General features: G+C 68.5%; 21 protein-coding genes. 8 read left to right on the top strand and 13 right to left on the bottom strand.

The window, feature by feature from the left end; translation table 11 throughout:
* Positions 1–38: 38 nt before the first annotated feature.
* Entirely contained in the window at positions 39–1,445 is a 1,407-nt protein-coding gene (gene lpdA / locus DEIMA_RS14015) for a dihydrolipoyl dehydrogenase (protein WP_013557926.1), read from the bottom strand.
* A gap of 88 nt (positions 1,446–1,533) precedes the next feature.
* On the opposite strand from lpdA, the gene pyrE reads away from it, so the two are divergent.
* Positions 1,534–2,094, top strand: a complete 561-nt coding sequence (gene pyrE / locus DEIMA_RS14010; protein WP_013557925.1) for an orotate phosphoribosyltransferase — start codon at positions 1,534–1,536, stop codon at positions 2,092–2,094.
* Here pyrE and DEIMA_RS14005 read toward each other — a convergent pair.
* The 3 genes from DEIMA_RS14005 to DEIMA_RS13995 form a co-directional block, all read right to left on the bottom strand.
* Positions 2,091–2,717: a DUF2268 domain-containing putative Zn-dependent protease gene (locus DEIMA_RS14005; protein WP_013557924.1), complete on the bottom strand. Its 627-nt coding sequence runs from the start codon at positions 2,715–2,717 to the stop codon at positions 2,091–2,093. The genes pyrE and DEIMA_RS14005 overlap by 4 nt on opposite strands.
* A gap of 93 nt (positions 2,718–2,810) precedes the next feature.
* Complete coding sequence (gene odhB / locus DEIMA_RS14000; protein WP_013557923.1) at positions 2,811–4,091, bottom strand: 2-oxoglutarate dehydrogenase complex dihydrolipoyllysine-residue succinyltransferase; 1,281 nt, start codon at positions 4,089–4,091, stop codon at positions 2,811–2,813.
* A gap of 56 nt (positions 4,092–4,147) precedes the next feature.
* The gene (locus tag DEIMA_RS13995; RefSeq protein ID WP_148234971.1) at positions 4,148–6,988 is read right to left on the bottom strand and encodes a 2-oxoglutarate dehydrogenase E1 component; all 2,841 of its coding nucleotides are present in this window, start codon (positions 6,986–6,988) and stop codon (positions 4,148–4,150) included.
* 129 nt (positions 6,989–7,117) lie between these two features.
* Between DEIMA_RS13995 and DEIMA_RS13990 the strand changes: the two genes are divergently transcribed.
* Positions 7,118–7,684 carry an endonuclease dU gene (locus tag DEIMA_RS13990; RefSeq protein ID WP_013557921.1) on the top strand — a complete coding sequence of 189 codons (567 nt, stop codon included), beginning with the start codon at positions 7,118–7,120 and terminating at the stop codon, positions 7,682–7,684.
* 13 nt (positions 7,685–7,697) lie between these two features.
* Here DEIMA_RS13990 and DEIMA_RS13985 read toward each other — a convergent pair whose 3' ends face one another.
* On the bottom strand, positions 7,698–8,645 hold the full coding sequence (locus tag DEIMA_RS13985) for a type I phosphomannose isomerase catalytic subunit (protein WP_013557920.1): 948 nt from the start codon (positions 8,643–8,645) through the stop codon (positions 7,698–7,700).
* 139 nt (positions 8,646–8,784) lie between these two features.
* Here DEIMA_RS13985 and DEIMA_RS13980 point away from each other — a divergent pair, with 139 nt between their 5' ends.
* Entirely contained in the window at positions 8,785–9,894 is a 1,110-nt protein-coding gene (locus DEIMA_RS13980) for a BON domain-containing protein (RefSeq protein ID WP_013557919.1), read from the top strand.
* 54 nt (positions 9,895–9,948) lie between these two features.
* Here the strand turns inward: DEIMA_RS13980 and DEIMA_RS13975 are convergent, their stop codons facing one another.
* Complete coding sequence (locus tag DEIMA_RS13975; RefSeq protein ID WP_013557918.1) at positions 9,949–10,242, bottom strand: hypothetical protein; 294 nt, start codon at positions 10,240–10,242, stop codon at positions 9,949–9,951.
* A gap of 167 nt (positions 10,243–10,409) precedes the next feature.
* Between DEIMA_RS13975 and DEIMA_RS18340 the strand changes: the two genes are divergently transcribed.
* Complete coding sequence (locus DEIMA_RS18340) at positions 10,410–10,580, top strand: hypothetical protein (RefSeq protein WP_013557917.1); 171 nt, start codon at positions 10,410–10,412, stop codon at positions 10,578–10,580.
* 43 nt (positions 10,581–10,623) lie between these two features.
* Here the strand turns inward: DEIMA_RS18340 and DEIMA_RS13970 are convergent, their stop codons facing one another.
* Complete coding sequence (locus tag DEIMA_RS13970; RefSeq protein ID WP_013557916.1) at positions 10,624–10,833, bottom strand: YwbE family protein; 210 nt, start codon at positions 10,831–10,833, stop codon at positions 10,624–10,626.
* A 38-nt stretch (positions 10,834–10,871) separates the two neighbouring features.
* Between DEIMA_RS13970 and DEIMA_RS13965 the strand changes: the two genes are divergently transcribed.
* Genes DEIMA_RS13965 through DEIMA_RS17390 form a run of 3 tightly spaced genes read left to right on the top strand, consistent with a single transcriptional unit; the run spans position 10,872 to position 13,589 of the window.
* Positions 10,872–12,260, top strand: a complete 1,389-nt coding sequence (locus DEIMA_RS13965) for an alpha,alpha-trehalose-phosphate synthase (UDP-forming) (protein ID WP_013557915.1) — start codon at positions 10,872–10,874, stop codon at positions 12,258–12,260.
* Positions 12,257–12,979 (top strand): trehalose-phosphatase, encoded by a 723-nt coding sequence (gene otsB, locus DEIMA_RS13960; RefSeq protein WP_013557914.1) that lies wholly within the window; start codon positions 12,257–12,259, stop codon positions 12,977–12,979. Before DEIMA_RS13965 ends, otsB begins: the two co-directional genes overlap by 4 nt.
* Positions 12,980–13,007: 28 nt before the next feature.
* Positions 13,008–13,589 carry a GIY-YIG nuclease family protein gene (locus DEIMA_RS17390; protein ID WP_076736889.1) on the top strand — a complete coding sequence of 194 codons (582 nt, stop codon included), beginning with the start codon at positions 13,008–13,010 and terminating at the stop codon, positions 13,587–13,589.
* A gap of 53 nt (positions 13,590–13,642) precedes the next feature.
* On the opposite strand, the gene purF is transcribed toward DEIMA_RS17390, so the two are convergent.
* From purF to purC, 6 genes are read right to left on the bottom strand one after another with little or no spacing between them, the layout of a single operon-like run.
* Positions 13,643–15,079, bottom strand: a complete 1,437-nt coding sequence (gene purF / locus DEIMA_RS13955) for an amidophosphoribosyltransferase (RefSeq protein ID WP_013557913.1) — start codon at positions 15,077–15,079, stop codon at positions 13,643–13,645.
* A complete protein-coding gene (gene purL, locus DEIMA_RS13950) occupies positions 15,076–17,301 on the bottom strand; it encodes a phosphoribosylformylglycinamidine synthase subunit PurL (RefSeq protein ID WP_013557912.1) in 2,226 nt (741 codons plus the stop codon). The genes purF and purL overlap by 4 nt, the downstream gene beginning before the upstream one ends.
* Entirely contained in the window at positions 17,246–17,707 is a 462-nt protein-coding gene (locus DEIMA_RS13945; RefSeq protein WP_013557911.1) for a hypothetical protein, read from the bottom strand. Before DEIMA_RS13945 ends, purL begins: the two co-directional genes overlap by 56 nt.
* A gap of 6 nt (positions 17,708–17,713) precedes the next feature.
* Positions 17,714–18,379 carry a phosphoribosylformylglycinamidine synthase subunit PurQ gene (gene purQ / locus DEIMA_RS13940; protein ID WP_013557910.1) on the bottom strand — a complete coding sequence of 222 codons (666 nt, stop codon included), beginning with the start codon at positions 18,377–18,379 and terminating at the stop codon, positions 17,714–17,716.
* Positions 18,376–18,642, bottom strand: a complete 267-nt coding sequence (gene purS / locus DEIMA_RS13935) for a phosphoribosylformylglycinamidine synthase subunit PurS (protein ID WP_013557909.1) — start codon at positions 18,640–18,642, stop codon at positions 18,376–18,378. Before purS ends, purQ begins: the two co-directional genes overlap by 4 nt.
* A gap of 57 nt (positions 18,643–18,699) precedes the next feature.
* Complete coding sequence (purC, locus tag DEIMA_RS13930) at positions 18,700–19,428, bottom strand: phosphoribosylaminoimidazolesuccinocarboxamide synthase (RefSeq protein ID WP_013557908.1); 729 nt, start codon at positions 19,426–19,428, stop codon at positions 18,700–18,702.
* A gap of 329 nt (positions 19,429–19,757) precedes the next feature.
* Between purC and DEIMA_RS13925 the strand changes: the two genes are divergently transcribed.
* Positions 19,758–20,267, top strand: coding sequence for a single-stranded DNA-binding protein (locus DEIMA_RS13925; protein ID WP_013557907.1), 510 nt, complete (start codon positions 19,758–19,760; stop codon positions 20,265–20,267).
* Positions 20,268–20,317: the final 50 nt, after the last annotated feature.

Genomic DNA, 20,317 nt, shown 5'->3' with positions numbered 1-20,317 from the left:
CGAGAGTGTCCGAGAATACCCTCGCTGTTGACACTCATTTAGGCGTGCAGCGCCCGCTTGTCCACCGCGAGCGCCGCTTCCTTGACGGCCTCGCTGAGCGTCGGGTGCGCGTGCACGGTGCGCGCCAGGTCCTCGGCGCTCCCGCCGAACTCCATGACACTCACGGCCTCGGCGATCAGTTCGCTGACGTTCGGGCCCACCATGTGCACGCCGAGAATCTTGTCAGACTTGGCGTCCGCGACGACCTTCACGAAACCGCGCGAGTCGTTGTGGCCGAGCGCGCGGCCGTTCGCGGCGAACGGGAACTGCCCGGTGCGCACCTCGAGACCCTGCGCTTTGGCACCCTGCTCCGTGAGGCCCACCCACGCGATTTCCGGGCTGGTGTAAATCACCCAGGGGATCGCGTCGTAGTTCACGTGCCCGGCCTGCCCCGCGATGATTTCCGCGACGGCGACGCCTTCGTCCTCGGCCTTGTGGGCGAGCATGGCGCCGCCCACCACGTCACCGATGGCATACACGCCCGGGAGGTTCGTGCGATAGTGATCGTCAATCTTCACGAAGCCGCGCTCGTCGAGCGTCAGGCCGACATCCTGCGCGCCCAGACCCTGCGTGTTCGGCACGCGACCGATGGAGACGATGAGCTTGTCGAACTGCGCGGTGACGCTCTGGCCATTCTCCTCGTACGTGACGGTGACGCCCGCGTCGCTCTGCTGCACGTCCTTGACGTTCACGCTGAAGTGGAAGTCGAGGCCCTGCTTCTTGAGGTGCTTGAGGGCTTCCTTGCTGACCGCGTCGTCGGCGGGCAGCAGGAAACCAGGCAGCGCCTCGAGAACGGTGACCTGCGCGCCCAGGCGGCGCCAGACGCTGCCGAGCTCCACGCCGATCACGCCAGCGCCGATCACGCCGAGCCGCTGCGGCACTTCGGTGAGGGCGAGCGCGCCGCTGTTCTCGACGATGTGTCCGCCGAACGGCGCGAGCGGCAGCGCGCGCGGGTTGCTGCCCGTCGCGACGATGACGTTCTTCGCGCTGACTTCCTCACCGGCGGCGTCCACGATCCACGCGTCGCCTTCGCGGCGCACGAGGCGACCGTACCCGTGGTAGCTCTTGATCTTGTTCTTCTTGAACAGGAACTGAATGCCGCCCGTGAGCTTGTCCACGACGGCGTCCTTGCGGGCAAGCATCTTGTTCAGGTCCACGCGCGCGCCGTCGACGACGATGCCGTGTTCGTCCGCTTCGTGGGTGATCATCTCGAATTTCTCGCTGCTGTCCAACATAGCTTTGCTGGGAATGCAGCCGACGTTGAGGCACGTGCCGCCCAGGGACGCCTTGCCGTTTCGTTCGAAGGCGTCCACGCACGCCGTTTTGAAGCCGAGTTGCGCCGCGCGGATTGCGGCCACGTAGCCCGCCGGGCCACCACCGATCACGAGTACATCGAATGCGTCCATACGGTTCCGAGTGTACCGCCCGCGCGTGGACGCCAAAGCGGCGCGTTCCCGTTTCGGTAACATCTGGCGGCGCGGGTAGACTGCGGGCATGGACGTTCTTTCGCTGTACCGGGAGGCGGGCGCGCTGCACGAGGGGCATTTCCTGCTCGCGTCGGGCCGTCACTCGCCAATGTTCCTGCAATCCACGACCGTCATGCAGTACCCGAAGTTCACGGAGCAGTTCGGGCGCGGCCTCGCGGACGCGCTGCGCGCTGCGGGCGTCACGCCGGACTTCGTGATCGGCCCGGCCATGGGCGGCGTGACCCTCGCGTACGAGGTGGCCCGCCACCTGGACACCCGCGCGATCTTCGCGGAGAAGGACGGGCAGGGCGGCATGAAGATCCGTGAGGCGTTCACCGTGAAGCCCGGGGAGACGTTCGTGGCCGTGGAGGACGTCCTGACGACGGGCGGGAGCGTCCTGAAGGCCGTGCGGGCCGCCGAGGCGTATGGCGCGCGGTGCCTGGCGATTGCCTGCATCGTGGACCGCCGCCAGGAGGAAGGGCCGCTGCAGTCGTACCCGCTGGTGCCGCTGACGCGCCTGTACTTCGAGACGTACGAGCCGGGTCATCTGCCGGCGTGGCTGGCTGAGCGGCCCCTTCAGGAGATCTAAGCCCAGCAGGCACTGAAGCGTCCGGCGGGAGCGTCCACGTGCGTGACGGCGTTCCCGCCGTGCTGCTGGAAGTAGCGGCGCACCAGCTCGTACCCGAGCGCGTACCCGGCCCAGCGGGGGAGGTGCGCCGTCCCGAAGAACCAGGCGGCATGGTCATGGGGGCGGTGCAGGCCTTCCTGCGCCTGCGCCCACAGGGATTCGAGGTCCGCGTGGATGCAGGCGTACATGGGCGCGTGGCCGCGTTCGGTGGCTTCGTGGTGCTGCGCGAGTCCTTCGGACACCAGCGCCTCCAGGAGGGTGTGACCGTACCCGGGGCCGCGCCAGCGCCGCGCATGATGCAGTTCGTGCGCGAGGGTCGCCGGCACCTCGGTGCGCCAGAGGCGCTCGAAGTTGGCGTTGTCGGGGGAGAGCATGACCTCCACGTAATGACCAAAGGGGGCGTACCCGAGTACGCCCGTCTCGGGAATCGTCCGCTCACTGACGTACATGGCGACGTCCACGCCGTCAAGGGCGAGGTGCTCGGCGTGTCGGTGCAGCGCCTCGGTCGCGGCGGCGCGCAGCGCCGCTTCCAGGGGCGCCTCCAGCAGGCCGCCAGCGTTCATGAGGTGGAGGGCGTTCGGCATTCCCCAACCGTAGCGGCTCCGGGGTGATGGCGCGTCGGCAGAACGGCGAAGCGGCCCGCCCCCAGGGGGCGGGCCGCTTCCGCGGGCAAGTGGTCAGATGTCGAGCAGCATGCGGGCGGGGTCTTCCAGCAGGTTCTTGATGGTCACCAGGAACTGCACGGCTTCCTTCCCGTCGATGATGCGGTGGTCGTAGCTGAGCGCGATGTACATCATCGGCGCGATGACGACCTGGCCGTTCTGCGCGATGGGCCGCTCGATGATGTTGTGCATCCCGAGAATGGCGCTCTGCGGCTGGTTGATGATGGGCGTGCTCATCATGGAGCCGAAGGTGCCGCCGTTGGTGATGCTGAACGTGCCGCCGCTCATGTCGTCCATGGTGAGCTTGCCGGCCTTGGCCTTCTGCGCGAAGCCCGCGATGGCCTTCTCGATGTCCGCGAGGCTCATGTGGTCCGTGTCGCGCAGGACCGGCACCACCAGGCCACGGTCGGACGCGACAGCGATGCCGAGATCGTAGTACCCGTGGTAGATGATGTCCTTGCCTTCAACGCTGGCGTTGACGACCGGGAACTGCTTGAGCGCCTCGGTGGCGGCGCGCACGAACAGGCTCATGAAGCCGAGTTTCGTGCCGTGCTTCGCGACAAACTGGTCCTGGTACTTCTTGCGCAGGTCCATCGCGGGTTTCATGTTCACTTCGTTGAACGTCGTGAGGATCGCGGCGGTGTTCTGCACGTCCTTCAGGCGTTCCGCGATGCGCTGGCGGATGCGCGTCATGGGGACGCGCTGCTCCGGGCGCTCGCCTTGCGGGACGCTGACAGCCGGGGCGGGCGTCGCCGGGGCGGTGTGCGTGGGCGCGCTGGGCATGCTGGCGGGCTGCGCCGCCGCCTGCGGGCCCTGGTACGTCAGGCCGCCCTGCGCGGCGACCGCGGCCGCGTCAGCCTTCGTGATGTTGCCTTTCGGGCCGGTCGCGGGGATGCTGCCGGCGTCGAGGTTGTGCTCGGCGACGATCTTGCGCACGGCCGGGGACAGCGCGTCGTTCGACGCGGCCGTCGCGACCGCGCTGCCGCTCTCGGCACTGGCGACCGGGCCGCCCGTGCGGTCCGCGTCCACACTCGCGGCCGGCGTCGCCTGGGCGGCACCCGCCTCGCCGATCACGCCGAGCACTTCCTCGCTGAGAACGGTGTCGCCTTCGTTCTTCAGGGCGCTGACGAGCACGCCGTCCTGCGGGACGGTCACTTCGAGGACGACCTTGTCCGTCTCGATTTCCGCGATGACCTCATCGCGCTTCACGGCGTCGCCGGGCTTCTTGTGCCAAGTGAGCAGGGTCCCTTCGCTGACGGATTCGGCGAACACGGGCACTTTGATGTCTACGGGCATAGGTTCCTCCAGAGGGCAGGAGTCGGCCCCGCGTGCGCGCGGGGCCGACGGGGACTTCAGCTTTGGGCTTGCGCGTTCTTGATGGCGGTCGTGACGGCTTCCTGAGCGGCCTGCGGTTCACGCGCGCCGAGCGCCGCCTGAATCAGGGCCTTCTGCTCCTGCACGTGGCGGTGCATGTATCCGACGGCGGTGCTGGCGCTGCGCGGACGCGACGCGACCGTGAGGGTCTGGCCGTCGGCGAGGACGCCGCGCAGGTCATCCTGAATCATCAGCCACGCGCCCTGGTTGCGGGGTTCCTCCTGCGCCCACACGACCTGCGCGCTCGGGTGCTGCGCGAGTTCCGCGCGCAGCGCGTCGGCGGGGAAGGGGTACAGCTGCTCCAGGCGGATCAGGGCGACGTTGTCCAGGCCCGCTTCGTTGCGCGCCTCGAACAGTTCCCAGTGCAGCTTGCCGCTGCTGATGATCACGCGTCGCGCGCCGGTCACGGTGTCGTCGCCGATCACGTCGCGGAAGCTACCGTGCGTGAGCTCCGACAGGGGGCTCGCCGCGAGCTTGTTGCGCAGCAGGCTCTTGGGTGTCATGACGATCAGGGGCTTGCGGTACGGGCGGACAACCTGACGGCGCAGCAGGTGGAAGATCTGCGCGGCGCTGCTCGGCACGACCACCTGCATGTTGCCCTGCGCGCACAGCTGCAGGTAGCGCTCCAGGCGGGCGCTGCTGTGCTCCGGGCCGGCACCCTCGTACCCGTGCGGGAGGAGCAGCGTCAGGCCGCTGAGGCGCTGCCACTTGTTCTCGCCGGCGCTGATGAACTGGTCGATGACGGCCTGCGCACCGTTCGCGAAGTCGCCGAACTGCGCTTCCCACGCGACGAGCGCGAGCGGTTCGCTGGTGCTGTACCCGTACTCGTACGCCATGACGGCTTCCTCGGACAGGGTGCTGTCGATGACCTCGACGCGGCCCTGCTCGGGCGCGAGGTGCCCGAGCGCCATGTACTCCTCGTTCATGGGGTCCTGCGCGGCCTGATCGTGCAGGACGGCGTGGCGGTGCACGAACGTCCCACGGCCGGAGTCCTGACCGACGAGGCGCACGTGGTACCCCTCGACGAGCAGCGTGGCGTACGCGAGCATTTCGCCCATGCCCCAGTCGAGCGGGGTGTTGCCGCTCGCCATGTCGCCGCGCGTCTTCAGAACGCGTTCGATCACGCGGTGCAGCTTGAAGCCTTCGGGCACGCTGGCGAGCTTCGCGCCGAGCTGCGTGAGCGTCTCCTCGCTCACGCCGGTGGGGGCGTCCTCGGTCCAGTGCGTGTTCTTGTACGCGCGCCAGTCCGCGGCGAGCTTGCTCTGCTCGAGGTTCTCCATTTCCTCGACGACGGTGTCGCCCGCGTCGAGGCGGTCACGGAAGCGCGACACCATCGCGTCGCCTTCACCGGCCGGCAGGACCCCCTCGCGTTCCAGTTGCGCGGCGTACAGCGCGCGCGTGGTCGTGTGGTCCTTGATCTCGCGGTACATGATCGGCTGCGTCATGGTGGGGTCGTCGCCCTCGTTGTGCCCGTGACGGCGGTAGCTGATCAGGTCGATGAACACGTCCTTGCCGAACGTCTGGCGGTACTCCAGCGCGAGGTCCCCGGCGAACACGACCGCTTCGGGGTCGTCGCCGTTTACGTGCAGCACCGGCGCGTTCGCGATCTTCGCGACGTCCGTGCAGTAGCGGCTGCTGCGGGTGTCGCGCGGGTCGCTGATGGTGAAGCCGATCTGGTTGTTGATGACGATGCGCACCGCGCCGCCCGTCGTGAAGCCGCGCAGGCGCGACAGGTTCAGCGTTTCCATGACGACGCCCTGGCCGCTCACGGCCGCGTCGCCGTGCACGGTGATGGGCAGCACCTGACGGCGCTCCGTGTCGCCGCGGCGGTCCTGGCGTGCGCGGACGCTGCCGTGCACGACCGGCGAGACGATCTCGAGGTGCGACGGGTTGAACGCCAGCGCGAGGTGCATGGGCCCGCCGGGCGTGCGCACGTCACTGCTGAAGCCCATGTGGTACTTCACGTCGCCGGCGATGTCCGGATCGTCGCTGAGGACCTTCTTGCCTTCGAACTCCGCGAACAGGTCCGCGGGTTTCTTGCCGAAGATGTTGACCAGCACGTTCAGGCGCCCACGGTGCGCCATGCCGATGACGGTTTCTTTCACGCCGAGTTCGCCGCCGCGCTGAATCAGGCGGTCCATCAGCGGAATGAACGCCTCGCTGCCCTCCAGCGAAAAGCGCTTCTGCCCGACGTAGCGCTTGTGCAGGTACGTTTCCAGGCCCTCGGCGGCATTCAGCTTCGCCATGATGCGCTGCCGCTCCGGCCCCGTGAACGCCCCACGGCCCTTGTTGCGCTCCACGCGCTCCTGGAACCACTCGCGCTCGCGGGAAGGCAGGTAGTTGTACTCGAAGCCGATCGCGCCGCAGTACGTGCGGCGCAGCTGATCGATGACCTCACCGAGCGTGCCCTTGAAGTGCCCGTCCTGAACGCGTTCATTCAGGTCGGCGCTCGTCAGGCCGTAGTACTCGGGGGTGAGTTCCGGCACGACCGGCAGGCCGCGCCATTTCAGGGGGTTGGTGTTCGCGCTGATGTGGCCGTACACGCGGTACGCCGTGATCAGCGCGCCCGCGGCTTGCTGCGCGGCGTTCACGCCGCCGGAGGCCTGCACCACGACGGGCGCGCGGCGGCGACCGATCTCCAGGAAGGCCTGCTGAACAGGGGTGTGCGGCGTGTCGCGCGCGCCGCCTCTCAACTCGTCGAAATACGTGCGCCACTCGGCGTCCACGCTCTGGGGGTCAGACAGGTACGCTTCGTAGAGCGACTCCACGAAAGCGGCGTTCCCGCCGGACATCACCGTGCTGTGCTGGGAATCGTCCATCGCGCCCAATAGCATACCGCGCGTATCTGATGAATACCCCCGGCGCGAACCACCTTTGTTCCTCACGCAGGAACACCGCCGGGCGCGCACGCCGTCCGGCGCGCGCGCGGCACGCAGTAGAACGTCAGCATGACCCGCGCCCTCACGCACGCGATCGCGTTCGACGACGCGCCGTTCCCGCCCGAACACCGCGGCGACGTCCGCATCATCGGGACGGTGTACGCGCACACGCACCTGCACGCCGTCCTGAGCGGCCGCGTCCGCCGCGACGGCGCGAACGCCACCCGCGAACTCACGCGCCTCGTGAACGGCACGCCTCAGCGCGCGCACCTGCACCTGATCCTGCTGCAGGGCGTGGCCCTCGCCGGATTCAACGTCATTGACGCGCCCGCCCTGAGCGCCGCGACGGGCCTGCCCGTGCTCATCGTCGCGCGCCGCGCGCCCCGCCTGGAACGCGTGCGCGACGCGCTGCTCACGCACGTGCCCGGTGGGCCGCGCAAGTGGCGCCTGATCGAGGCGCTCGGGCCGATGGAGCCGTGCGCCGGCGCGTACGTGCAGCGCGTCGGCCTGACCCTGGCCGAAGCGGACGGCGCCCTGCGGGCCCTGACCGTGCACGGGCACATTCCGGAGCCGCTGCGCGCCGCGCACCTGATCGCGGGCGGGGTCACGACCGGCCACTCCCGCGGCCGCACCTGACCCCGCGCGGCGCTCAGCAGGCCGTGGGCACGAACGCCCGCAGGACCTCCGCAGTCCCGTCCAGCGCGCGCAGCGTATACGCGCCCGCCCCGCCCGCCACCAGCACCGTCTCCAGGCGGCGCAGCGTCACGGTCTCCCCGTGCGCGCGCACCTCCACCTCGCCGCTCGTGACCGTGAGCGCGTGGAAGCTGCGGCCGCGCGTATCCTCGGACTGCCCGGCAGCCGGGACGCGCAGCACGTCCAGCGTGAAGTACGGGCAGGTCACGACCGTGTGAACGCCCGGCGCGTCCCCCGGGGTGGGCGTCACCTGCGCGCGCGCCGCCGCGTCCGTGACCGCCACGGACTCCTCCACGTGCAGCGCCCGCCCCGCGCTCGCCGGGCGATCCCAGTCGTACACGCGGTACGTCGTGTCTGACGTCTGCTGCACCTCGTACAGCAGCATGCCCGGCCCGAGCGCGTGCAGCGTGCCCGCCGGGATGAACACCGAGTCGCCGGCCCGCACGTCCACGGCCTGCGCGACGTCCAGCACCGTCCCCGACCGAATGGCGTCCGCGAGCGCCGCCGGGCTGGTTCCCTCCCGCACGCCCGCGAGAATGCGCGCGCCCGGCGCGACCTCCAGGAAGTGCCACGCCTCGGTCTTCCCGAACGCCCCCTCGCCCACCAGACGCGCCGCCTGCTCGTCGTCCGGGTGGACCTGCACGGACAGCCAGTCCGCGCAGTCCAGCAGCTTGATCAGCAGCGGGAACCGCGCGCCGTACCGCGCGGCCACGTCCGACCCGAGGAACGCCGCGCCTTCGTCGCGCGCGAAGTCCGCGACGGTCCGGTCCGTGCCGGCCACGCGTCCGCCCTCGGCCACCACCCACGCCTCCCCGATGGGTGTGCCGTGTGGTTGCGCGCGCAGGCGCTGCCCGCCCCACACGCGTTCGTGGTACGCCGCTTCCAGCTGGTACAGGTTCGTCATCCCGCTCAGCGTACCGGACCCCTCATGAGGTGACGCCCGGCACGCCTTGAAGCTGCCTATCATCTGACCCGCGCACACCGGCGGTATGACTGGAGAGACGGCCAACGAACGTACGTTCATTCAAGAAGGAGGCACCACCATGACCAACCGACGCGATGACCGCTACATGCAGGGCTACCAGCACGACCGCCGCGACGAGCGGTACCTCATCAGCACCGGCCAGGACGGGCGGCAGATGGGCATGCAAGGCGGCGGGTACGGCCAGGACCGCCAGATGATGGGCATGGGCGAGCGCGCCCACGACCAGATGAGCCAGGGCCGCGGCATGGACATGCCCCAGGGCGGCTATGCCCAGCAGGGCGGGTACGGCCGCGACGACATGCGTGAGCGCTACGACGAACGCAGCATGCGCGGCGGCATGGGCATGAGCGGCAGCGAAGCCTACGGCTACGGCCGCGACGACCGCCAGATGGGGAGCGACAGCCTGCACGGCAGCGGCATGTACCAGCGCAACACCGGCTACCGCGACGACCGCAGCTTCGCCTACGGCCAGAGCAACCTCGGCATGGGCACCGACCGCGACATGAACCCCAGCCGAATGTCGGGCCGCATGGGCGGCGGCGGCGGCTACAGCAGCCACGACGGCTTCTATTCCAGCATCGGCGACGACCGCCAGATGGGCAGCCAGGACGGACGGCAGATGGGCATGCAGGGCGGCGGGTACGGCATGGGCGGCTACGGCCAGGACCGCCAGACGGGCATGAGCAGCATGGGCGGTATGGGCATGAGCGGCATCAGCCACCGCGGCAAAGGCCCCAAAGGCTACCAGCGCAGCGACGACCGCATCCGCGAAATGGTCAGCGACGCCCTCGAAGACGACCACGGCATCGACGCCAGCGACATCGAGGTCATGGTCCAGAACGGCGAGGTGACCCTCACCGGCACCGTCACCGACCGCCAGCAGAAACGCATGGCCGAAGACTGCGCCGAACGCGTCCGCGGCGTCCGCGACGTCCACAACCAGATCCGCGTCCAGCAGCAGGGCATGAGCCAGATGGGCAGCATGGGCCAATCCGGCGGGCTGCAGGGCAGCATGACCATGGGCGGCCAGAGCAGCCAGGGCGGCATGAGCACCGACAACCGCCACGACGACACCGGCAGCAACAGCACCGGCGTCACCTCCGGCGTCGGCACCACCACCGAACCCAGCACCACCACCGCCACGACCACCGGCAGCCACCGCAGCTGAGCACCCCACCACAGGAGGGCGGCCCACCAGGGCCGCCCTCCTCGCGCGCACGCTTCAGGACTGCAGCGCGCGCACCAGCTCCGCTTTCGTCATCTTGCTGCGCCCACCAATGCCCTGCTCACGCGCGCGGTTGTACAACTCGTCACGCGTGAGGTCCTCCAACGCCAGGTTCGGGTTCCCGGTGCCCTGCGTCCGCGCGTTCGGCGTCCGCCCCTCCTCGCGCCGGTGCTTGTTCACCGTGCGCCCCGCGATCTCCTCCGCGCGGTCCCGGGACTCCCCGCGGTCCAGTTCGCTTTGCAGCACATGCTCGTACTGACGCTCGTCCTTGTTGCTCCAGGCTTTCGGCATGAGGGCCTCCTTCACCCCGCACCGTAGGCCCGCACGCGCCAACCCCGCATGAGCGCACCCCCAGCGGCCCTTAACGCCCAACCAACGCGCGTCCTAACGCACGTTCAGGTGCGCATCACCCACGCCACGCCCGAACGCGGCACGCTGTGGGGCACAGGAGGCCCACCATGACCGACACGAACGACACCCAGGACACCCGGCCCGACACGCACGACGACCGCCGCACCCCCGACGACAACCGCTACGGATACGGCAGCGACGCCTACCAACCCGGCGAAGGCAACGACGCCGCCGTCACCGGCGACACCCAACCCACCGAACCCACCGACGAGCGCTGAACGTCACGGCACGCGGGGCGGCGCCACATGCGCCGCCCCGCCCTCACGCGGACGAATCCTCACTCGTCACCACGCGCTGCACGCGCCCCACCTGACCGGACGTCAGCCGCACCTTGATGCCGTGCGGATGACTGGGACTGCGCGTCAGCAACTGCGCGACCACACCGCGCGTGAGGCGCCCGGTGGGCTGATCCTGCTTCTGCACGATGTCCACCGTAAGACCCGGCCGAACCTGAGAACGAGAAGGCGTCATCCCCGCAGGATACGCCCCACCCCACGAAAGGACACCGCATGGGCCTGATCGTCCTCTCCAACCGCGAACCCTACGCCCCCACCCGCAACGACAACGGCGAACTCCAATGGACGCCGTCCATCGGCGGCCTCACCGCCGCCCTCGACCCGGCCCTGCAGCACGCCGGCGGCACCTGGATCGCCTGGGGCGAACAACACCCCGACGTCACCGACGTCGACCTCCCCACCGAACAGCCCCGTTACCGCCTCAAACGCATCCGCCTCAGCGACGCCGAAGTCCGCGACTACTACTACGGCTTCTCCAACCGCGCCCTCTGGCCCATCAGTCACTACTTCATCGAACGCACCCAGTACCACGCGAGCGCCTGGCGCGCCTACGTGAACGTCAACCGCCGCTTCGCCGACGCCGCCATCGCCGCCTACCAGGACGGCGACCTCATCTGGGTGCATGACTACCAGCTCGCCCTCGTGCCCCGCATGATCCGCGACGCCCTCCCGAACGCCCGCATCGGCTTCTTCTGGCACATCCCCTGGCCCAGCGTCGAAGTGTTCCGCACGCTCCCCTGGGACCTCGACATCCTCGACGGCATCCTCGGCGCCGACCTCATCGGCATGCACACCCCCGACTACGTCGCGCACTTCCAGAACACCTGCCGCCGCGCCCTGCGCGCCGACACCTCCGGCGACCTCGTCCACTGGAAGGGCCGCGCCGCCCGCATCGTCGACCGCCCCATCGGCATCGAAGTCGACGCCTACGAACACCTCGCCACCAGCCCCGAAGTCGAAGACACCGCCGACCGCATCCGCCGCACCCTCCAGACGCAGATCCTCCTCGGCGTCGACCGCCTCGACTACACCAAAGGCATCCCCGAACGCCTCGAAGCGTTCGACCTGTTCCTCGACCGCCACCCCGAAACGCGCGGCCGCGTCACGCTCCTCCAGATCGCCGTGCCCAGCCGCGAACGCGTCGACTCCTACCGCCAGCTCCGCAACCAGGTCGAAGGCCTCGTGGGCCGCATCAACGGCAAACACACCCAGGGCGGCTGGTCCCCCATCCAGTACATCTACCGCGGCGTCCCCCGCGACGAACTCGTCGCCCACTACCGCGCCGCCGACGCCATGCTCGTCACCCCCCTCCGCGACGGCCTGAACCTCGTCGCCAAAGAATTCGCCGCGTGCGCCCGCGACGGCGCCCTCATCCTCTCCCGCTTCGCCGGCGCCGCCGACGAAATGCCCGAAGCCATCCAGGTAAACCCCTACAGCCCCGAGAACCTCTCCGACGCCATGCGCACCGCCCTCCAGATGCCCCTCGACGAGAAAAAAGCCCGCCTCACGCGCCTGCGCGAGCACCTGCGGGACAGCGACCTGCACGCCTGGACGGACACCTTCCTGCACGAACTCAAGCTTCAAGACCACGGAGGCGCATGACCCTCCCCCCCGACCTCCTCACGCTCGGCACGCGCCCCCTGCTCGTCATCCTCGACTACGACGGTACCCTCGCGCCCATCGTCGCCCGCCCCGAGGACGCGTGGCCGGAACCCGGCGCGCGCGAAGCCCTCCACGCCCTCCTGAACGGCGGACAGCACCGCGCCGCCATCGTCACGGGCCGCCGCGCACAGCAGGTCCATGCGTTCCTGAACCTCCCCGACCTCCCCGTCATCGGCCTGCACGGCATGGAATGGCCCGGCGAGTCCCTCCAGCCTCCCGACACCGCCGCGCTGGACGCCCTCCGCGCGCAGCTGCCGGGCACGACCGGCGTGCGCGTGGAGGACAAAGGTTGGACGCTCGCCGTCCACTACCGCGAAGTCCCCGAGGCGCAGCAGGCGAACGTGGAGCGGCAGCTCGCGCGCCTCAAGCTCCCCGACGGCTGGGAGATGATGACCGGCAAAAAAGTCCGCGAGTTCCGTCCTGGCGGCTTCGGCAAAGGCAAAGCCGTGCGGAGGCTTGCGCAGGAAGCACCCAGCCACCTGCCTGTATTCATTGGTGACGATGTGACCGACGAGGAAGGCTTCAAGGCGCTCCGCGAAATGAACGGCACCACCATCAAAGTCGGCGAGGGGGAAACAAAAGCAGCCTATCGGCTCTCAGATCCGGCAAGGGTCGTGGCGCTCCTGGCTCAATGGACACAGCAACGCCCGCTGCTCTGATGCTGAAGCGGTTTAGGCTGCAGAGGCAATGACTGAAGCCAAAGGGTATTACGTATACGCGTTGAAAGATCCGACCAGCTCGCCAGCCTTACCGTTTTATATCGGTAAAGGCACAGGGACGAGATCTTACGCCCATTTGGTGAATGTCGATAACTCACTTAAAGGTCAGCGGATTCAGGAAATTCAAGCGGCGGGAAAAGAGGTACTGGTGGTCCGCCTCATTGACGATCTCACGGAGTTGCAGGCGCTCAGGCTTGAAGCGGAATTGATTGCTGCTTTTGGGACGCAGGCATCTGGCGGCCTATTAACGAATACCGTCATGCCTTCTGGCTTAGCCAGAAAAGCGCGTGGGTCACTCGTTGTTCCATCAGGCGTCAAAGAGAAAGCCCAAATTGGCCTGGCCTTACTCAAAGAAGCTCTGCTTGAACTTGCTCAAGCGAACGAGCAAGGCGTGACCAATGCGGAAGCCGCGAGCTTGCTTGGCCTCAGAAGTGACTATGGTGGAGGTTCAAAGGATTACCTTTCGTACAGTCTCATTGGCCTATTGATGCGTGAAGGAAAGCTCGAAAGAGTCGCAAACAGTAAAAAACACATCGCGCGAGTCCGGTAAGTGCATCAACAAAGCAGCGCAGGCTTTACACCTGCGCTGCCCGGAACAGCCGCTCAGACTTCGAGCGCGAGCTTGTCCACGTCGTTCAGGAGGGGCGTACCGGCGGGGTAGTCGCCGTTGAAGCACGCAAGGCACACGCCGGGGCCCTGAATGGCGGCTTCCAGGCCGCGTTCGCTGATGAAGCTCAGCGTGTCCGCGCCGATCAGCTCGCGGATCTCCTCGATGGTGTGTGTGCTCGCCACGAGTTCCTTGCGGGCGGCCGTGTCGATGCCGTAGAAGCACGGCTGCGTGATGGGCGGGCTGCTCACGCGGAAGTGCACTTCGGTGGCGCCCGCTTCGCGCAGGAGGTTCACGATCTGGCGGCTGGTGGTGCCGCGCACGATGCTGTCGTCGATCAGGATGACGCGTTTGCCGCGCACGGCGCTGGTGGGGGAGAGCTTCATCTTGACCTTCAGTTCGCGCGCTTCCTGGGTGGGTGCGATGAAGGTGCGGCCTGCGTAGGGGTTCTTGTACAGGCCGTAGTCGAAGGGGATGCCGCTCGCGCGGGCGTAGCCGATGGCGGCGCCGATGCCGCTGTCAGGGACGGGCACGACGATGTCCGCTTCGACGGGGCGTTCGCGGGCGAGTTGTTCGCCCATGCGCACGCGGCTTTCGTGGATGCTGACGCCGTCGAGGGTGCTGTCGGGGCGGGCGAAGTAGATCCATTCGAACGCGCAGGGGGTGTGGCGTGCGGCGTGCACCATCATGGAGTGCAGGCCGTCGCGGTCCGCCCAGACGAGCTCGCCGGGTTGGACGTCGCGGATGAGGCGCGCGCCGACGGCGTACAGTGCGGACGGTTCGCTCGCCATGACCCACGCGCCGTCGTCGCGTTGGCCGATGACGAGGGGGCGCACGCCGTTGGGGTCGCGGAAGCCGACGAGTTGCGTGCGGCTCATGAGGACGCAGGCGTACCCGCCGCGCAGTTCGCGCATAGCGTTGGCGGTGGCGGTGATGAGGTCCTCTTTCGCCTGGCGGGCGATGAGGTTGAGCATCACTTCGCTGTCGTTGGTGGTTTGGAACAGGGCGCCTTCGTCGAGGAGGCCTTTGCGGACTTCGAGGGCGTTCACGAAGTTGCCGTTGTGGGCGAGGCCGAGGACGCCTTTGTTGGTGCGGGTGGTGAGGGGTTGCGCGTTGAAGCGGAGGTTGCTGCCGGTGGTGCTGTAGCGGACGTGGCCGATGGAGACGCGGGCGTTCGCGAGGCGGACGGTGTCGAGTTTGCGTTCGTCGAAGACCTGCGTGACGAGTCCGAGGTCCTTTTCGACGTGGAATTTCTCGCCGTCGCTGACGCAGATGCCGGCGGCTTCCTGCCCGCGGTGCTGCAGGGCGAACAGGCCGAGGTACGTCATCCAGGCGAGGTCGACGGGGGTGGCGCTGTACATGCCGAACACGCCGCATTCCTCGCGGGGCTTGTCTTCGAGTTCCAGGGACTCGAGGGGCCAGAGTTCGGTCACGCGAGGATCTCCCGGAGGGGCGCCGCGTGGGCGCGTTGGAGCGTGTCGAGGTTCACGCTCAATTGTGGACCGTCGGCGGTGACGGCAATGTTCAGCGTGTTACCACCGGTGTCGCCGAGGCGCGTGAAGGGCACGCCGAGTTCGTTCAGGAGCGTTTCGGCGGCGTCGGCGTGCGCGTAGGGGACGCCGGTGAGGATGCGGGCGTGCGCTTCGCCGTACAGGAGGGCGTCGGGGCGGGCGTCGTCTTCGAGGAGGACGGTCGCGCCGGTCTGGCCGCTGATGCACATTTCGGCGAGGGCGACGGCGAGGCCGCCTTCGGCGCAGTCGTGCGCGGTTTTGGTGTGTCCGGCGCGGATGAGCGCGAGGACGCCGTCGATGACCTTCTGTTCGAGGGTGAGGTCGAGGGTGGGGACGCGGCCCGCTTCGAGGCCGTGGATGGTTTCGAGGTACTGGCTGGCGCCGATGGTGTTCGCGTGGTGGCCGAGCAGGTAGATGGCCTGCCCTTCGGCGAGCGCCTGGGTGGCGCGCAGGCCGATGTCGGGGAGGACGCCGACCATGCCGATGGTGGGGGTGGGGTGGATGGCGACGGTGCGGCCTTCTTCGACGTACTGGTTGTAGAGGCTGACGTTCCCGCCGGTGACGGGGGTGTTCAGGGCGCGGCAGGCGTCGGCGATGCCCTGCGTGGCCTGTTGCAGCTGGTAGTACACGTCGAGGCGGTGGGGGTTGCCGAAGTTGAGGTTGTCGGTGATGGCGAGGGGGGTGGCGCCGACGCACGCGAGGTTGCGGGCGGCTTCGGCGACGGCGGCGGCGGCGCCGGTGTACGGGTCGAGGTACACGTAGCGGGGGTTGCAGTCGCTGGTGGCGGCGACGCCTTTGCGGGTGCCCTTGACGCGCAGGACGGCGGCGTCGGCGGTGCCGGGCACGACGACGGTGTTCGTCATGACCTGATGGTCGAAGCGCTCGTAGATGGGGCGTTTGCTGGCGATGGTGGGGTGCGATAGGAGCTGCAGCAGCGTGCCTTCGAGGTCCTCGGGGATGGGGATGCCGCTGAGGTCCTGTTCGCGTTTGGCTTTGATCTCTTCGCTTTCGACGCCTTCGCGGGTGTACTTGGGCGCTTCGTTCAGCAGCGCGACGGGCAGGTCGCATACGACCTCGCCGCGCCACGTGAGGCGGTAGCGGTCGTGCGCTTCGACCTCGCCGATTTCGACGACGTCCAGTTCCCATTTGGCGAGCAGGTCGAACAGGGCCTGTTCCTTGCCGGGGACGGGCACGAGCACCATGCGTTCCTGCGATTCGCTGAGGCACAGTTCCATGGGGACCATGCCGGCTTCGCGGGTGGGGACGGCGTCGAGGTCCATGGTGACGCCGAGGTTCGCGCGGTACGCCATCTCGCAGGTGCTGCTCACGAGGCCGGCGGCGCCCATGTCCTGCACGCCCGCGACGAGGCCCGCCTCGATCGCTTCGAGGGTGGCTTCGAGCAGGAGCTTTTCCATGAACGGGTCGCCGACCTGCACGGCCGGGCGGTCCGCCTGCGACGCGTCGCTGAGGTCCGCGCTGGCGAACACGGCGCCGCCGAGGCCGTCACGGCCGGTTTTGCTGCCGACGTACACGATCTTGTTGCCGACCTCGCCCATGGTGCCTTTGGCGAGGTCCTCGTGGCGGAGCAGGCCGAGCGCCATGACGTTCACGAGCGGGTTCTCCTGGTAGCTGGGGTGGAACGTCACCTCGCCGCCGACCGTGGGCACGCCGATGGCGTTGCCGTAATGCGCGATGCCTTCGACGACGCCGTGCACGAGGAATTTCGTGCGGGCGCTGTCGGGGTTCCCGAAGCGGAGGCTGTCGAGCACCGCGAACGGGCGCGCGCCCATGGCGAAGATGTCCCGCAGGATGCCGCCCACGCCGGTCGCGGCGCCCTGCACCGGCTCGACCGCTGACGGGTGGTTGTGGCTTTCCATCTTGAACGCCACGGCGAGGCCGTCGCCGATGTCCACGACGCCGGCGTTCTCGCCGGGGCCCTGCAGGACCTGCGGGCCGGTGGTGGGGAACACGCGGAACAGCGGGCGGGAGTTCTTGTACCCGCAGTGTTCGCTCCACATGGCGCCGACGATGGCGGCTTCCAGGGCGTTCGGGTCGCGCCCGATGCTGCTCACGAGCAGGTCGAATTCTTCAGTGGTGAGGCCGAACGTGCTGGCCTGATCGCGCAGCGAGGTCGCTTGCGTCATGGGGGTTCTCCTTGTGCATGAGGGCCACTTGCCCTCGGTGGTGCGTGAGCGCGCGCAGGAACGCCGCGAGGCCGTTCACGGTGCGCGCGTCGCCGGTGCGTTCCGGCGCGAAGCGCGTGTCGTCGGCGGCGCGCAGGGCGTGGAGCAGCAGCGCTGAGGTGCGCTGCAGCGCGTCGAGCGTGGCGGCGGGCCCGTGGGGCGTGGGTGGGAGGACGGTGGGCGCGCCGAGCAGCGCGAGGGCAGCGTGGGCGCTGTGCAGGGCGCTTACGGCGTGCCAGGCGGCGCTGCGCGGCCCATCGTCAGCGTGCCCGAAGTGCCCTTCGGGCACGCCGGAGAGCGCCGCCGTGAGCGCCGCGAATTCCGCGTGCAGCAGGCACGTCAGGAAGTCGCGGGTGGCGGCGCTCACGGGTGGTCAGGCTCCGACGCGGCTGAGCAGGCTCTGGAACACGCCGAGGCCGTCGGCGCTGCCGAGCAGGTGCTCCACGGCGCGTTCCGGGTGCGGCATCATGCCGAGCACGTTGCGGCGGTCGTTGACGATGCCGGCGATGTCGTTCAGGCTGCCGTTGGGGTTGTCCACGTAGCGGAACACGACCTGCCCTTCGCCTTCGAGGCGGTCGAGGGTGTTGGCGTCCGCGTAGTAGTTCCCTTCGCCGTGCGCGACGGGGATCGTGACGGTCTGCCCGCTGGTGTACGCGCTCGTGAACGGCGTGTTGGTGCGTTCGACGCGCAGGCGCACGGGCTGGCACGTGAAGTGCAGGTGGCCGTTGCGGGTGAGCGCGCCGGGCAGCAGACCGGCTTCGGTGAGGATCTGGAAGCCGTTGCAGATGCCGATCACGTACCCGCCGGCATCCGCGAAGGCGCGGATGGCGGTCATGATGGGGCTGCGCGCGGCGATGGCGCCGCTGCGCAGGTGGTCGCCGTAGCTGAAGCCGCCGGGTACGAGGACGACGTCGACGTCCGGGAGTTGCGTGTCGGTGTGCCACACGAAGGTGGCGTCCTGCCCGATGACGTTCCCGGCGGCGTGCAGCGCGTCGGCGTCGCAGTTGCTGCCCGGGAACTGAATCACGGCGGTCTTCACGCGGACTGCTCCACCGCTTGCTCTTCGAGTTCGAAGCGCACGTCTTCCATGATGGGGTTGCTGAGGACGTTCACGCTGATGTCGCGCAGCTGCGCTTCGACGTCGGCGCGTTCCCCTTCGAGGGTCAGTTCGATGTACTTGCCGATGCGCACGCCCTCGACGTTCTGGTGGTTCAGGTGCGTGAGGGCGCGTTCGACGGTGCGGCCCTGCGGGTCAAGGATGCTGGGTTTGAGGGTGACGTAGACTTTCGCCTTGTACTGCATGGGGGCCTGCCTTCGGTGGGCGGGGGCGTGCCGGGGTGGCGCGCCCGCCGGGTGGGGTTACGCCTGTTCGCGGGTGACGCGCGCGAGCATTTCCTGGTACGCGCCTTCGACGTTGCCGAGGTCGCGGCGGAAGCGGTCCTTGTCGAGGCGCTCACCGCTGACGGCGTCCCAGAACCGGCACGTGTCGGGGCTGATTTCGTCGGCGAGGACGATCTGACCGTCGTGCGTCTTGCCGAATTCGAGTTTGAAGTCGATCAGGCGGATGTCCCGCGCGAGGAAGTACGGCGTCAGGAAGGCGTTCACCTTGAGGGCGAGGGCCTTGATGGTGCTGAGGTCCTCGTCGGTGGCCCAGCCCATGCTGATGGCGGTGTCGGTGTTGATGAGGGGGTCGCCGAGTACGTCGCTCTTGTAGTAGTACTCGACGATGGGGCGCGCGAGCAGCGTGCCTTCGGTGATGCCGAGGCGTTTGCTGAAGCTGCCGGCGGCGACGTTGCGGACCACGACTTCGACGGGGATGATCTCGACGGCGCGGACGAGCTGTTCGCGTTCGCTGAGCTGCGCGATGAAGTGCGTGGGCACGCCGGCGCGTTCGAGGTGCGGGTACAGGGCGCTGGTGATGGCGTTGTTGACGCTGCCCTTCCCGAGGATCTGGTCGCGTTTCTGGCCGTTGAAGGCGGTGGCGTCGTCCTTGTACTCCACGACGTACTGTTGCGGGTCGGGGGTGGCGTAGACGCGTTTGGCTTTGCCTTCGTAGCGGAGTTCGCCGCGCTCGACGGGGGCGCTCATGCGCGCTCCGTGCGGGCGTGGGTGGACGGCGTGCGGCCGGGGTGGGCGCTCGCGCGTTGGGGGGTATGCATCATGTCCGGGCTCCAATCCCGCCGCACGTGGCGGGAGGTGCGCGTCTCACGCGACGCGGTGGATGTCCTTACGGGCCTCACGTGGCCCGTGTGTGGTGGCGGATGCGGCAGCGGGGCTGCCTTGACCACAGTAACACCGAGCGCGGGGTGGTGCCAGACCGGGCGGAGGGGAGGCGACGCATACCGCCCCAAAATGTGTTACGCTATTTACGTAAAACCGATGGGTGGTGAGACGGCCACCCAGAAAAGGAGAACATCATGCCCACCCTGCACCTCACCGGCCCCCTCGGCACCAGCATCAGCGTCGACGTTCAGGACGACCGCGACATCCTCAACACCCTACGCAAATACGGCAAAGGCGGCTGGACCAGCGGAGACATCCCCGCCGGCGGCCTCAGCCTCCCCCTCGCCATGGCCGACAACTTCGACTGGACCCTCATCGGCGCCCGCCCCTACACCAACGCCGACGGCGAACAGGCCGTCATGTACAAGGGCCAGAGCTACAAACGCCGCGAACTCGACGAAGTCGACACCAAAAAACTCAAGCTGCCCAAAATCGTCAAGTACAGCCGCGGCGCTCGCCCCACCGACCCGCCCCACCTCAAGGAAGGCGAAGAAGGCGGCGTGCAGTACGTCACCCTGATCAGCTTCCGCGGCAACGGCAAAGTCATCGAAGCCTACGTCGACCCCAACAAAGCCACCGTCGGCACCGGCGCACGCAACAACGACCGCGCCCAGGAGCGTGCCACCGCCGAAGCGCCGTTCTGACCCCCACAGCAGCGCCGCCCCCACTCGTGGGGGCGGCGCTGCTGCCGCAA

This window comes from Deinococcus maricopensis DSM 21211 (genome assembly GCF_000186385.1).
Classification (GTDB): Bacteria; Deinococcota; Deinococci; order Deinococcales; family Deinococcaceae; genus Deinococcus_B; species Deinococcus_B maricopensis.
The sequence above is the reverse complement of the archived record's forward strand: the minus strand, read 5'-3'. Positions and strand labels throughout refer to the sequence as shown.